Origin of the sequence: Methanoculleus methanifontis (assembly GCF_030464365.1) — an archaeon.
Classification (GTDB): Archaea; Halobacteriota; Methanomicrobia; order Methanomicrobiales; family Methanoculleaceae; genus Methanoculleus; species Methanoculleus methanifontis.
Genome location: NZ_VCYI01000022.1, coordinates 1 through 13,661, shown reverse-complemented (window position 1 = coordinate 13,661; position 13,661 = coordinate 1). Strand labels below are relative to the sequence as shown.

At 47.3% G+C, this 13,661-nt stretch carries 11 protein-coding genes; 4 read left to right on the top strand and 7 right to left on the bottom strand.

Annotation, left to right across the window (positions count from 1 at the left end):
• Positions 1–48 precede the first annotated feature (48 nt).
• Entirely contained in the window at positions 49–1,512 is a 1,464-nt protein-coding gene (locus FGW20_RS12710; RefSeq protein ID WP_301678458.1) for an oligosaccharide flippase family protein, read from the top strand.
• Between the two features lie 117 nt (positions 1,513–1,629).
• On the top strand, positions 1,630–3,276 hold the full coding sequence (locus FGW20_RS12705) for a tetratricopeptide repeat protein (protein ID WP_301678457.1): 1,647 nt from the start codon (positions 1,630–1,632) through the stop codon (positions 3,274–3,276).
• A 53-nt stretch (positions 3,277–3,329) separates the two neighbouring features.
• On the opposite strand, the gene FGW20_RS12700 is transcribed toward FGW20_RS12705, so the two are convergent.
• The 5 genes from FGW20_RS12700 to aepX all read right to left on the bottom strand — a co-directional run bounded on the left by FGW20_RS12700 (position 3,330) and on the right by aepX (position 7,814).
• The gene (locus FGW20_RS12700) at positions 3,330–3,743 is read right to left on the bottom strand and encodes an IS5 family transposase (protein WP_301678475.1); all 414 of its coding nucleotides are present in this window, start codon (positions 3,741–3,743) and stop codon (positions 3,330–3,332) included.
• Between the two features lie 20 nt (positions 3,744–3,763).
• Positions 3,764–4,123, bottom strand: a complete 360-nt coding sequence (locus tag FGW20_RS12695; RefSeq protein WP_301678456.1) for a transposase — start codon at positions 4,121–4,123, stop codon at positions 3,764–3,766.
• 79 nt (positions 4,124–4,202) lie between these two features.
• The gene (locus FGW20_RS12690) at positions 4,203–5,363 is read right to left on the bottom strand and encodes a phosphonoacetaldehyde reductase (protein WP_301678455.1); all 1,161 of its coding nucleotides are present in this window, start codon (positions 5,361–5,363) and stop codon (positions 4,203–4,205) included.
• On the bottom strand, positions 5,356–6,507 hold the full coding sequence (gene aepY, locus FGW20_RS12685) for a phosphonopyruvate decarboxylase (protein WP_301678454.1): 1,152 nt from the start codon (positions 6,505–6,507) through the stop codon (positions 5,356–5,358). Before aepY ends, FGW20_RS12690 begins: the two co-directional genes overlap by 8 nt.
• Complete coding sequence (gene aepX, locus FGW20_RS12680) at positions 6,507–7,814, bottom strand: phosphoenolpyruvate mutase (RefSeq protein ID WP_301678453.1); 1,308 nt, start codon at positions 7,812–7,814, stop codon at positions 6,507–6,509. Before aepX ends, aepY begins: the two co-directional genes overlap by 1 nt.
• Before the next feature lie 752 nt (positions 7,815–8,566).
• Between aepX and FGW20_RS12675 the strand changes: the two genes are divergently transcribed.
• Complete coding sequence (locus FGW20_RS12675) at positions 8,567–9,454, top strand: LicD family protein (RefSeq protein ID WP_301678452.1); 888 nt, start codon at positions 8,567–8,569, stop codon at positions 9,452–9,454.
• A gap of 179 nt (positions 9,455–9,633) precedes the next feature.
• Here the strand turns inward: FGW20_RS12675 and FGW20_RS12670 are convergent.
• A protein-coding gene (locus FGW20_RS12670) for an IS630 family transposase (protein WP_301678451.1) occupies positions 9,634–10,756 on the bottom strand; the annotation gives its coding sequence in 2 pieces (ribosomal slippage) (positions 9,634–10,339 and positions 10,338–10,756; 1,125 coding nt in all).
• Between FGW20_RS12670 and FGW20_RS13395 the strand changes: the two genes are divergently transcribed.
• Complete coding sequence (locus FGW20_RS13395; protein ID WP_367617954.1) at positions 10,692–11,378, top strand: acyltransferase; 687 nt, start codon at positions 10,692–10,694, stop codon at positions 11,376–11,378. The genes FGW20_RS12670 and FGW20_RS13395 overlap by 65 nt on opposite strands.
• Before the next feature lie 756 nt (positions 11,379–12,134).
• Here the strand turns inward: FGW20_RS13395 and FGW20_RS12665 are convergent.
• The gene (locus FGW20_RS12665; protein WP_301678450.1) at positions 12,135–13,064 is read right to left on the bottom strand and encodes an SDR family oxidoreductase; all 930 of its coding nucleotides are present in this window, start codon (positions 13,062–13,064) and stop codon (positions 12,135–12,137) included.
• Positions 13,065–13,661 lie beyond the last annotated feature (597 nt).

Here is a 13,661-nt window from a genome sequence, read left to right as displayed (position 1 = left end):
AATAAATCGGCACATAGTTATCCATCAATAACTAATATAAAGAAATCTATGTCTCACTCCCAGTCGACAGCCTTTGCTTCGGATGTCCTTAAAATTGTTTCAGGCACCACGATTGCACAAATCATTGTGATGCTGTCATCGCCTATCCTCACTCGCCTCTATGGACCTGAAGCCTTCGGGATACTTGGAATCTTCTCTTCGATAACAACGATTATTGGGGTTATCGCCTGCTTGTCCTTAAATTACGCTATATTGCTCCCAAAAGAAGATGAAGACGCCGTAAATCTTCTGGGAATGAGTTTCATCGTAGTGGCGATTGTCACCTCCCTTACGTTACCTATTGTCTATTTTGGAGGTGATCTTATTGCGGGACTGCTTGGGGCACCGGAACTCGGACCATCTCTCATCCTGGTTCCACCCTTTGTCTTTGTCAGTGGGCTCTTCCTCGCGCTGAATTCTTGGAACTCTCGCACCAAACACTTCGGGCGACTCGCAGTCGCTCAGGTAACACAGTCGTTTGCATCAACTGGCATTCGACTGGGCTCAGGGTTCTCTGGTTATACGACAGGAGGGAGTCTAATAGGTGCTCAGGTGGTGGGTTCTCTGGTCTCTACCGGGATTCTCGGTGGCCAGATCTGGCGGGATGACCATGTATTGTTGCGCAGAAGTATATCTTGGAAAGGAATGCTGGAGGTACTGAATCGTTATAGGAAGTTTCCTCTGATTGACAGTGGTTCACGCTTCTTAAATGCGGTTTCATGGCAGCTTCCGGTCTTTTTACTCGCCGCGTTTTTCTCCCCTGAGATCGCTGGATTTTATACGTTGGGTTTCATGGTTTTTCAAATGCCCATGAGCCTTATAGGGTCATCCATTGCGAAGGTGTTTCTGCAACGGGCGTCCGTTGCACGTTTTGATGGCACGCTTTCAATTCTTGTTGAAAATGTATTTCGCGTTTTGGTAATCGTCGGCGTGTTCCCTTTCCTTGCTATAACGCTTCTTGGGCCGGAGTTATTCTCAGTTATTTTTGGAGAAGTCTGGGCCGAAGCTGGATTGTACTCCCAAATACTGGGATTATGGGCGTTTGTGTGGTTCCTTGCTTCACCTATTAGTGCATTATATGCCGTTCTAGAAAAGCAAGAATTTGGACTGCAGGTACATGCAATGAATTTTGTAACACGGTTAGTATCTCTTATTATTGGTGCATTAATGGGCAGTCCGATTATCGCTCTATTATTATTTGCAGGGTCTGGCTTATTCGTTTACGGTTATCTAACTTTAAAGTTGATGTTTTATTCAGGCGTAAAGTTAGTTCAAGTAAAAAAGCACCTATTTAGGTGTTTTAAACTCCTATCTCCGTTTGTCATAACACTTATCGTACTGAAAATATTAGAGGTAGAATCGATACTACTCGTGATTACAGCATGTATACTTGGCTTAGTTTATTACATACATATAGTTCGAACTGATTCGCAAGTAAAAAGTCTTATCGCAGGATTGACACTCCATAAGTAATCCCACAAGACAAAACGAAAATATTTACATGATTACAATTAAGTAATGTCTGGAAAATATATCTAATAATTCATGCGAACACGTTTCTAATCGTTTAATAAACAGGTACGGTTGCATATGAATGAATTACAAAAGAACAATGAAATATCTCCGATCGTATTACAGAGTATCTCATTACGGGGTCAAGGGAATTGGGCTGAAGCGGATAAATGCATAGATACTGCTTTATTAGAATATCCATCTGATATTGACCTGCTTACTGAATATGCCAATGTGATGATGGATAGAGCATATTGGTCTGAGGGTAATCATTCCAGAAGAATGCAGTATTATCTGGATGCCTCCGAACGTTTAAAAGCGATTCTTAATACATATCCTGAACTGGCACCTGCTACAGTCTATAACAAACTAGGTCTTGTCTACATAAAACTTGGCTATTTTGATGATGCAGAGTCTATTATTAAAACAGGTATGAGCAAATACCCCGAAAATATTGAACTGTTTATTACTCATGGCCGGATCCGCGATAAATTGAGGTATAATCATATATCCAATTTATTTAGGGGATTTATTAATAAGTACGTTAAACAGTTGTTTGATAAAGCCACATCTGCAAGGATAGAAAATTTTCTTTTCCCATATAAATATTGTCTAAAAACAGAAGTCGGACATAATTGCTATCAAAACTTTAAGAAAGGCAATATAAGTGGTTCAATTAATTCTTTCTTAAAATTAGTTGACTTAAACGAATTATCTGACACGAGTGATATTTGGTTAGATTCATACTATCAGTTGATAAGGGCTTCTACTAATGAAGCAATAATCCCGAAAGAGAATTATCTTCCATCTATCGAATTAAAACCTCAATCCGTAAAGAAGATTCTCGTATCTGGTATGGGTTGGTCTGGATCTGGTGCAATGCTCTATTTTTTTAGGGATTTCAATACCGTGAAACTATACAGTGTGGAAGAAGACAAGTTCATAAATGGAACACCTAGTTTAAGAACACTGAGAGATACTGTTGATGATTTAGCCCGGTTTAATGATGAATTGATAGATTTCTTTTGGTTCACATTATTTGGCTTCGCAAAATATAGTAGCGCTAGTGAATTATGTAGCACCAGAACTGCCATCAAGAGGACTTTAGGTAATCACCCTAATGAATATGCCTTGGCAGTAAACCTATTCCTGAAAGAGATTTATTCTTCCATCCAAGAGGACTCATTGGGCAAATTAAAATTTGACTCTATTTCTTCAAAATTTATCAATGCTGTTCTTCGACCTGCCCTCACTAAGCAGCAATATGAGCAAAGCATTCTATTGAACAATGTTATTGCTATTCACGACATTTCGCTGTGCTCAATGCTAGATAATTTTAACATACTCTGCTCATTTAGAGATCCACGTGCTCAATTTGTTTCAATAATGGAAAGCAATCCGCATTATAAGGAGTCCCTTTTTTGCCCATTGTTTATCAGGAATTACAGAAATATTAGAGCTAAATTTTTGTTAGATCTCAAGGAACTAAAAATACAGGAACCCTATATACACAGCGTGCAGTTTGAGGAATTTGTTCTTGATGAAGAATACCGAAATTCAATTACAGAACGTATTGGGCTTGATTTGACGTGCCATAGAGGATATATTTTTTTCGATCCCAAGGTGTCAGAGAAAAATATCTATAATTATAAAAAATATAGAAACCAAAAGATCATCCAAAAGATTGAAACAGAATTATCTGAGTATTGTTGGGACCCGAACTAAATTTTGTTTCGACTTCTCATTTTTATGCATAAGATCCATCGTAGTGCATGAGGTCATCCCAATATTCTCGCGATCATGACGCTGCATGCCAGGTGAATCAGTCCCATGAATGAGTACTCATACCGCTCGTACCGTGGAACAATCTTCTTAAACGCTTCAATCCAGCTGAAGAACCGCTCTACCGCACTGCGCTTCTTGTAGAGTTCTGGATCAAACCAGAATGGCCTCCCACGTTTCGGCTGTTCCCGGGATCTCCGATTGACCGGTATGTTGCTCTTGATTCCCCGATTTCGGTTGTACTGGCGAATCTTCTGGGCATCGTAGGCCGCATCTGCAGAGATGATCACAGGACGATCCGGCGCCTCGGGAATCTCAAACGCTTCGAGGGTTGGCTCGTAGAGCCGTGAATCATGGACATTTGCCGGTGCAACCGCGCAGGCAAGGGGAAGACCGTTCCGATCGACCAGAGTACTCAGTTTATTCCCGTTTACCTTTTTATAGCCATCATAGCCGGTTGATCCCCTTTTTTAGCCTGGATATCCTTGGTATCGGTCGCACAATGCGAGAGATCGATTTTCTTGATCTCGTACCCGGATCGGAGCAGGTCGAGGAAGATCGCCTGATACACCCCTTTCTCGCAGAGTTCGAGGTGGTACCGGTGAACCGTCGATTTTGTACCGTATTTCGCCGGGACATCGAGCCAGGAGCATCCGGTGGTCAGAACGTACAGGATACCGTTGAACAGCCTGCGGGGGTCACACCGCGGTCGGCCAATGTGCGGCTTCGTTGGCGGGAGGTATTTCTGAACAATCTCCCAGAGATCATCGTCAATTTCCCGGAATGCCATGATCTCCACTTTTATCTGAGGGGACTTATAATTATAGGATCACCTCCATGATATGCGGAACCAGTCAAAAAGGCCACTGTTATTCCTCTCTTTCATTTTTTAAACTGCTATTACATTGAAAAGCGTCCTTGACAATGGTACACACTTCAGCCACACTCGCCGGACGCAAATTGTTATCAGCTCTTCCTGGCGTGAGCATCTCATGTGTTAGCGCGAGTGCTCGTTCTTCCTTTAATTCACATGCTGACAGGAAGTGGGGGACACCTAGACTGAGTAACAGTTCCTTTAATGCATCTGCCAATCCAAGAGCATTGTTGTATCCCAAAATCATAGCAAGCCGCTTTAACCGTCCATCATCAACTACTGCGTTATATTTGAGTAGTTCTGGTAAAGTGAAGCTGCATGCGATCCCGTGAGGAAGGTCAAATCCGAGGGTCAATGGGTACGATATCGAATGAGCTAGAGCTGTTCGAGTCTGACTTATTGCCATCCCTGCCAGAAGGCTTGCACTCATCATGGCCGAACGGTTTGCCAGATCATGGGGCCTGTTCTTAAGTTCTGGCAGAGTTTTAAGTGATATCGTCAGCGACTGCGTTGCAAGACCAATACTTACCGGGTTTGCATTCTTGTTCCAGACTGATTCAAATGCATGGGAGATCGCATCCAATCCCGAAGATATAGTGAGTGATTCGGGGAGGCAGAGTGTTAATGTTGGATCGAGAATTGCTTTTATAGGAAAGAGATCGTTGCCCGTTATAGAATGTTTCTTCCGCTCTTGAAAGTCCCAAACTGTTGCAAAAGGAGTCACTTCAGCTCCGGTTCCCGCAGTGGTTGGGATAGTTATAATCGGGAGAGCCCTCTTGTTTTCAAGGGGCAAACCCGCTCTGAGATGACCAGATAGTGTCGTCCCTTCGGGTTGTGTGAGTATACGAGCGAGGGCTTTGGCTGTATCAAGACTGCTCCCTCCCCCCAGCCCAATCAGGCAGTCGGGAGCGACATGTCTCAAGTGTTCGGCAGTGATATCGATTGCATCGACTTCTGGGTTGGGTTGTACCGTATCGCAGACAGTAGCGAGCCTATCACCCAGCGCTCTTTCCACATGGGCCACGACCCCGCGTTTAGTAAACCCCGGCGTCGTAATCAAGGCGATTCGCTGATAATTGATACCACTACTGATCCTATCGAGACATTCGGGGCAGAATTCAATATGAGTGGGGTTATAAAAGGACCAGTTATTCATCCGAGTGCTCCATTCTTACGACCCCCAAATTAGCCATAAATGCGTCGCGGTTTTCAAGAGGAGTTGTTTTCGGTCGACCAAGGTCCTTCCGGGAGCCTTTCTGGATCCGGACATCCAGAAGCACAGGACCGTCGATAAACCTGGCTTGATTCATATATTCTTGAATTTCGTCTGGTCTGGTAACTGAGTTAACTTCCCGATAACCACATGCTTTGGCGATCTGGGGGACATCAATATTGAGCCCAACAGTTGGCTGGCCCCCGACCGAATCGTGAGCTCCGTTGTTAAACACTATATGAATCAAATTATTCTGCCCAGATTGGCCAATCACTGCAAGAGCACCCATGTGCATTATTGCAGCTCCATCTCCATCGAAGCAGATTACGCGCCGATCCGGCCGTCTCATTGCGATACCCAGAGCAATGGATGAGGCATGGCCCATTGAACCGACTGTTAAGAAATCATTCCCGTGACCTTCACCCCGTGCCTCCCGGTACTCGTATAATTCACGCGAGATCTTTCCGGTCGTGGAGACCACCAGATCTCCTGGCTTGAGGATATCAACGATAATCTTTATGGCTTCTTCTCTCTTCATGCAGTATTGAGTTTTATTCCCTTTTTTCAAGGAGTAAGGCATGAAGAAATCAGATTTCACCACTAGAATTACAGGCATCATCCGTTCCCGCAGAACACGACATGCCTGGGTTATTACCCTTTCAGGCTCCTCTAAACTTCCATCAAGGACAAACCATGGCAGTTCCAGTGCATCGAGCAATTTAGTCAAAATACGACCTTGCTTTGAATGCTGTGGCTCGTCTGATTTCCCGGGTTCGCCACGCCATCCGATCATGATGAGCATCGGGATACTGTAGACCTCCGGATCAGCAAGTGACACCAGGGGATTGACGGCGTTGCCCAGTCCAGAGTTTTGCATATACACCAATGCGGGCTCCCCACATGCCATGAACCAGCCCGCCGCAAGGGCAATTGCATTTCCCTCGTTTGCAGCAATAACATGTGCCTGCTCATCTACATGGTCGGTTATGTAAGCGCAAAAATCCTTCAATAACGAATCAGGCACGCCCGTAAAAAATGAGATGCCCTGATCCCTAATTGTATCAAATATCCTTTCCGGTGGAATCATCACTTGCACCCGGGAATTAATTCGAGTGTCTCTTTGATTGGTATAAGCATCGAATCTACCTCAAGTGACCTCTGGTGGATTAAAATGCTCTTTGCTGTCTCGACCATTGCTGGATATGCTGCCCGAATAAGATGGTTCGCGTAGATGACCACGTCCACACCTGCTTCAACGAGCTCATCTTCTGTCACCGAATTATAGGTTGTTGGGACAACAAATAGCGGGACTCTTCGAGAGAAGTTTTTATACTCCGCACAGAAGGCAAAAATATCGTCGGGAGTCTTTGCTCTGCTATGGATGAGGATCCCGTCTGCACCAGCATCGATATATGCCTTAGCACGTTCGAGTGCATCATCCAGTCCTTTGTCCAAGATGAGGCTCTCAATTCGTGCTATAATCATGAAATCGTTAGTGACTTGGGCCTTCTTACCTGCGCTGATTTTATTTGCAAAGTCCTCGATACTGTCTTGGTGCTGAACAACGTCGTTTCCTAGGAGGGAGTTCTTTTTCAGTCCGATCTTATCCTCAATTATTGCCGCTGAAACGCCGAGCCGCTCCAGTGTCCGGACTGTGTATTGGAAATGCTCCGGTTTACCCCCTGTGTCTGCATCGTAAACGATAGGTTTCGTGGTTACCTCGATCAAATCGTTCAATGTAGCGACACGTGCTGACACATCAACCGCTTCAATATCTGGTTTCCCCTTGGCGGTTGATTCGGTGAGACTGCTGGCCCAGATTCCGTCAAACTCTCTCCTTCCTTTTTCAGTATCGATCGCAATATTTTCTACGATTAATCCGGTTAAGCCACTATGTGCCTCTAGTAGTCTTACAATGGGTTTAGCATCCAAAAGACGTCTTAGTTTATTTCGTCGGAGATCTGGTGTTGTACCGTTGTTTTTCAGCGCGTGATTTAATTGTGTTGATGAAATGCCTCGTGTATAAGGAACCTCAACAAGTTGCCCTCCCCATGTTGCTAATGTGTCAATTACCGCCTGTCGTACGTATTTCTGGACGCCTTCTTGCCAATCATCTCCATGGACAACATAGTCTGGGTGGTATTTTAGCAGGTTCGGAACATAATCCAGCTGTTCCTGCGGGACGACACGATCAACTCCTTTAAGGCCTTCAATAATTTCCTTACGCTGCTCATAAGTCATATATGGCAGGCGTTTGTAACTGGCTATTGCAGAATCGGTTAGGACACCTACAGTGACCTTACCTAGTTCTGCAGCTCGACGGATTATATTCAAGTGGCCTGGGTGGATTATATCTGCACTCATCCCGACGTAAACAATCTTATCATCTAGCATTTATATCCCCATGTAGATTCATTTTCTTTGATACGATAATATTCTGACACTCGAATATATACGTTCATCGAAAGAGATTCGGCGATGTTAATGGACAAAATTTGTTTCGAGTTTGTGAAAAATTAAAATCATATATTCGTAAGGTTAAGTGGCCCAGCCGCGGCCGGTGGTGAGGTTGTCGATGATTGCATCACAGCTTTGAACCAGGGCATTCGCACAATTTGAACCGCCAAAGTTGGCGCCGCCGATGGTGATGGAGCACATGAATAATCTATGGTGGCGAGCTAGAGTATTTCGACGAAGGTCGTAGCAATAAAGAACGAAGTAGGATCGGAGAGGATTCAGCGTGGATAACTCCATGTTGTGGACTGATGAGCCCTACAGAGGAAGAAAATCCCTCACAAAGGCGACGTCCACCGGTAATCAGTTAAAAGATATGCGAATGGGGAGAGACGGTTCCGGAGCGCCCTCTTAAGGCAGCGGGAAACACCGTAGCGCTTGGGTATGACCTGTTGCGCCGCGGTTGAGGAGGGGGTCGGCCGGAGGTAACGTGGTTCAGGGAGGGATATCCCAGCGAAAAGCCTTTGATCGATCTCTTCAAAATATGGAGGGGCTGTGCAGTCACCCCGGAGGGATGCAGTGACTCAGATTCCCCGAAAAACATCGATAATCATCAAAATGTAGATATATACTCTGTTATTTGGCGACGTTAATCGAAATATTCATCAGCTATAAATCAAAGTACTGATATCATGGTCGATGGAGGTATTGCACTTCATACACTACAACTGCTTGAATTGAAAGTATTATTAGAACTTAAGCGTATTTGCGATAAACACCAGATCAAATATTTTTTGGCATGGGGCACCCTTCTTGGCGCTGTTCGCCACCGGGGATTTATTCCATGGGACGATGATATTGATGTCGGGATGCTAAGGTCTGAATATGCTAAATTCCTTACAGTATGTAATGATGAGCTGTCGCAGGAATACTACCTTCAAACATTTGAATCGGACAGCGGTTATGCTAATTCACATGCGAAGATTCGCTTAAATGGTACCGAATATCTCGAACCCGCAAATAAGGACATACTAGAGCACAAGGGTATCTTCATCGATATATTTCCATTAGATCATATTCCAAATAATTATCTTTCTCAAAAGATTCATAGATTCAAATTGATGGCACTTTCTGAGGCGTGTCTGATAAAATATGGTTACCGAACGGAAATTCTCACTTTGAAGGGGAAAGCATTCCACCTCGGTTTGCAATATCTTGCAAAGATATTTAGCAAAGATCAGGTAATTAAAATGAGAGAGGAAATGCTTCAAAAATACAATGGGGAGCGTACAGATTTTTATGCATTTGGCGCTTCGCGCTGTTATTTCCCAGCAGAGATATTTGAAAACTTTTCTGAATTAGAATTCGAGGGTTTTAAATTCCGAGTTCCTGAGGGCTACACAACATACCTTGAGTGCACTTACGGGGACTACATGACTCTACCACCTGAAGATAAACGCATCAGACATACGTCGTACTCCCCAGACTTTGGAAGGTATGCCAACATCGATTCGGTGGATGACGTACTGAAGTCAATGGCAACTCCGTATAAGACTGGTGACATCGTATACAAGCAATAATTCTCGCTGTGGGAAAGGGTAGACGCCTAAAAGGCCTCACCCGCAACATAACGAGTGCTTGATTAATGAGTGAGGTTATCCCAAAACCATATGTGCTTAATCGGGTGTGAAGTCAGGGATGGTAACTCAGTGTTTCCCTCCTGGCCAGGGGTACCCGAGAATCTAGTGCTCATTGTCTCCTAATTCTCTAATATCATCGGGTAGAGCCGCTTGAGTTTCCTCCTCGCATCGGTTGTGGTGAACTGCCAATCCACGCCTTTCTGGGCCTGATTTCGGCTTCGGTTCCAGGCTGCCGTCTCTGCCCGGAGTGCTTCGATGGTCGGGATTCTCCGGTTCAGGCATTGGCAGGTCAGGGCACTGAGTTCAATCTCGGCGATATTGAGCCAGCTGCCGTGTTTCGGAGTATAATGGATCTCCAGCCGGCTCAGGAGGTTCCTCGCCTGTTCGGGAGGGAACGTCTCGTAGAGCGCTCCGGGGACATGCGTATTGAGGTTGTCACAGACCAGGATCACCTTCTCTGCATCGGGATAGTCCTGTTCGAGAAGATGTTGCACCTGATGCGCCCAATCCTTCTTGGTTCGCGTTTCAGCTATTGTTATCCGGCGCCACTGTCCCAGCGGCTCGGTGAAGATGAACCCACAGGCGACCCCGTTTCTCCGGTACTCATAGTCCTGCCGTTCCGGACGACCGGGTTGCGCCGGGATCGGTTCCCGCACCTCGGCATGCAGCTGGATCGGCTGTTCGTCCATGCAGATGACCGGGTGTGCCGGATCATACGGTCGCTGGTAGACCTCCAGCACGTCTTCCATCGCGGCGACGAAGTTCCCGTTTTCGGCGGGGGGAATAACCCATTGCTTTTTGGTATGTGGCTGGAGCGCGTTTTTTTAGCGTCCGCTCGACGGTCTTGATCGAGATGGTGTCGACAACCTGCAGTTCCACGAGGCGATCGGCAAGCAACTGTAACGTCCAGCGGGACCGGCCTTCCGGCGGTTTGCTGCAGGCGATCTGGATGAGCCGGGCTTCGCCGGCGCCGTCCAGTTTCCGCGGACTCGGGGGTTCACTGCGGAGCTTCCGGTGCAGCGCCGCATCGAGGCCCTGGGTGACAAACGCTTTGCGGACGTTGAACACGGAGAGGGGGTGACACCGGACAATCTCGGCAACCTCGGGATCCGGTTTGTCGGCATGGAGCAGAATGTAGGCATGCCGGATCGTGGAGGCGGAAGATTTGCCACGGCGGATGAGGCCTTCGAGGAACGAACGCTGGTCGTCGGTAAGGGTAACGGTGTACTTGCTCTTCCCCATGAGAGTTGTATTCAACATGGAACAATATAATTGTTGTTATAAAAATGTGGGACAAAAGACACTAGGTTTCCTCCTGTTCAGATATGGGACAAATAATCTGCGGCTTAGCTTATTACGGTCATGGGGAGTTAATATCGGCAGTGATTGTCGGATCTTTGATTGCGATTTCGGCTCAGAGCCTTATTTGATCTCTATTGGCAATCATTGCGAGATTACAGCGGGTGTTACGTTTATCACACATGATGGTGCAACTTGGGTTTTCCGTGGGAAGGAAAACTACAACGGAACGAAATTCGGTGCAATAAAAATACATGATAATTGCTTTATTGGGATGAATTCCACAATCTTGCCGTGTGTTGAGATTGGACCGAATTCTATTATTGGAGCGGGCTCAGTTGTCACGAAGAAAGTCTTGCCTAACTCTGTATACGCAGGTAACCCTGCGAGGCTCATATGTTCGATAGACGATTATTTTAAATCGTGTATGTCCAAAAACACCGGACTAATGCCATCTTACCGTTCGCCCGAGGAGAGAGTCGCTTTAATAAAGCAGATGGTGAACTCATCCCAACGTTCTCCAGACCATTATGGTACATGTCAGCTGAATCAATCCGAGGAGTGAGGTTTCGTGCTGCTCGTACCGGGAATTTGTCTTCTTAAAAGCCTCGGTCAACCGGAGAACCGTTCAATGACACTGCACTTCATATAAAGTATGAGATCGAGCCCCAGTGACCTTCCTCGTTTCGAGTGTCTCCAGAGTTTCCCGTTGATCGGGTATTTTTCTTTATTCCTCGTTTCCGATTATACTGATGGACCTCGCGGGCATCATGAATTGTATCGCGGAGATGTCAAAGAATGATTCTGAATAGTTCATAGAGCCGGAAATCATGGATATTGGCGGGTGAAGCCGTACAGGCAAAAGGGAGAATCACTCCGATCGACGGGATCCTTAGATTGTTCTCGTTCATATATATGGTCATCATAGTCAGCCGATCCCCCTTTAATATGGAAATGTGAGTTCCATCCCGGTATGCTTGTATTCATTCAAGGGCTCATGAGTGTTTTTACCAGACATCCTTGGTGCCGGTGGAACAACGTGTGAAATCGACTTGGGAGTTATCCTGCAGTTTCCTGTCGGGAAAAACTCTCCTGATTTACCATGCTTTCTAGATCTCGCACCAAGACTGGGCAGGTCGAGGAAGATCAGCTGGTATACTCCCTTTTCGCTGAGTTCAGGGTGGTATCGTGAACAATCGGTTTGGTTTTATTTTCCCTTGGGATATCGTGCCAAATGTATCCAATCGTCAGGGCATGTGGGATGGTACTTCACACATGGAGAACCCATCTTGCGTTCTCCATGTATTGTTCAACGGCACCGTTACGCCCGCTCCCGGAACCAGGCCACCGCCTGCCGGAGCCCCTCCTCGACCGGGTACTGCGGGTCATACCCGAACGCATCCCGGGCCCGGGTGATGTCGGCGAGCGAGTCCCGGATGTCGCCCACGCGGGGTGCCTCGTAGATGGGCTCGCACCGAGTGCCGGTGATCTCCGAGAGGATTGCCACGAGCTGGTTCAGGCTGATCCGGCGGCCGCCGGCGATGTTGAAGACCCCCCGGGCGTCGCTCTCCATCGCCCTGATATTCGCCTGCACCACATCGGCGACGAAGATGAAGTCGCGAGTCTGCTCCCCGTCGCCGTAGATGATCGGTGGCTTCCCGCCGAGCAGCCGGGTGATGAACTTCGGGATCACCGCGGCGTATTCGGAGTTCGGGTCCTGCCGGGGCCCAAAGACGTTGAAGTAGCGGAGGAAGGCTGTCCGGATACCGTAGAGGTCGGCAAAGACCTTCCCGTAGTACTCGCCCACGAGCTTCGAGACCGCGTAGGGAGAGAGAGGAGTCGGCGCCATTGTCTCCCGCTTAGGGAAGGCTGGGTCGTCCCCGTAGATCGCCGAGGTCGAAGCCGCCACGACCGCAGGGACACCACACTCCTTTGCGGCCCAGAGGACGTTCACGGTTCCTGCCGCGTTCACCGTGTTCGTCTCAATGGGGTCTTTCACGGAGCGGGGGACCGAGGCGATCGCCGCCTGGTGGAAGATGCCGTCCGCGCCCGGGAACGTATCCATGAGGAGGTCGAGGTCGGTGATGCTCCCCTCGACAAACGTTACCCGGGGGTGATCCAGAAGGTGCTCGATGTTTTCCCGCCGCCCGGTGGCGAGGTTATCGATGATGACGACGTCGTGGTGCTGTGCCAGGGTGTCTGCAAGGTTCGAGCCGATGAAGCCGGCCCCGCCGGTGACGATGTAACGCATGAAGAGTCTATGTTGGGGGGCGGTTTAGGGCTTTCTGAATGGTGCTGCGGGGGACCGGCGATCCTCCCTCAATCATGTTTGCACCTTTGCACCAGGTTTGCACTGGAATTTCAGAAAATGTGCAAACGAAGATGCCGGCAGGGACGGCGAGGATTGTTCCATTGAAGGTAGATATAGGGAGATAAGTACTGATCAGAGTGGTAATTTGCACCATTTGCACCAGGAGTGGAGAACCTTCCTGCAAGGGCGGGTGATGCGGATCCGGGTGTCTGTGAAATCAGCTGTGGTGCAAACATCGCGGTAATCCCTGATTGTCTTCGGTGGATCAGGGAATATAGCGTAATATAGGGTTTTGTGGTGCAAATCAGGGTGCAAACGGGTGCAAAGGTGTAACCCGGACATTATCCCCGGTCAACCCCAGCAGCCCTGGCGCTGATGGTCGAAACTCTCCTCTCGCGCACCTTGCGGTGGGTAGCGTAACGAAAGTTCTGTAAAATTGAATTGGCCCTGGATCCAACCTAGATTTGGACAAAGGAGAAACAGGGCCATGGATCCCTTAGCGTTAATCGAAGATTATCTTTCCGATCAGGAGAACGG

Excerpts from the sequence above, each read along its gene's own strand:
- FGW20_RS12710 (WP_301678458.1), top strand. The coding sequence starts at position 49 with ATGTCTCACTCCCAGTCGACAGCCTTTGCTTCGGATGTCCTTAAAATT.
- FGW20_RS12705 (WP_301678457.1), top strand. The coding sequence starts at position 1,630 with ATGAATGAATTACAAAAGAACAATGAAATATCTCCGATCGTATTACAG.
- FGW20_RS12695 (WP_301678456.1), bottom strand. The coding sequence starts at position 4,123 with ATGGCATTCCGGGAAATTGACGATGATCTCTGGGAGATTGTTCAGAAA.
- FGW20_RS12690 (WP_301678455.1), bottom strand. The coding sequence starts at position 5,363 with ATGAATAACTGGTCCTTTTATAACCCCACTCATATTGAATTCTGCCCC.
- aepY (WP_301678454.1), bottom strand. The coding sequence starts at position 6,507 with ATGATTCCACCGGAAAGGATATTTGATACAATTAGGGATCAGGGCATC.
- aepX (WP_301678453.1), bottom strand. The coding sequence starts at position 7,814 with ATGCTAGATGATAAGATTGTTTACGTCGGGATGAGTGCAGATATAATC.
- FGW20_RS12675 (WP_301678452.1), top strand. The coding sequence starts at position 8,567 with ATGGTCGATGGAGGTATTGCACTTCATACACTACAACTGCTTGAATTG.
- FGW20_RS13395 (WP_367617954.1), top strand. The coding sequence starts at position 10,692 with ATGAGGCCTTCGAGGAACGAACGCTGGTCGTCGGTAAGGGTAACGGTG.
- FGW20_RS12665 (WP_301678450.1), bottom strand. The coding sequence starts at position 13,064 with ATGCGTTACATCGTCACCGGCGGGGCCGGCTTCATCGGCTCGAACCTT.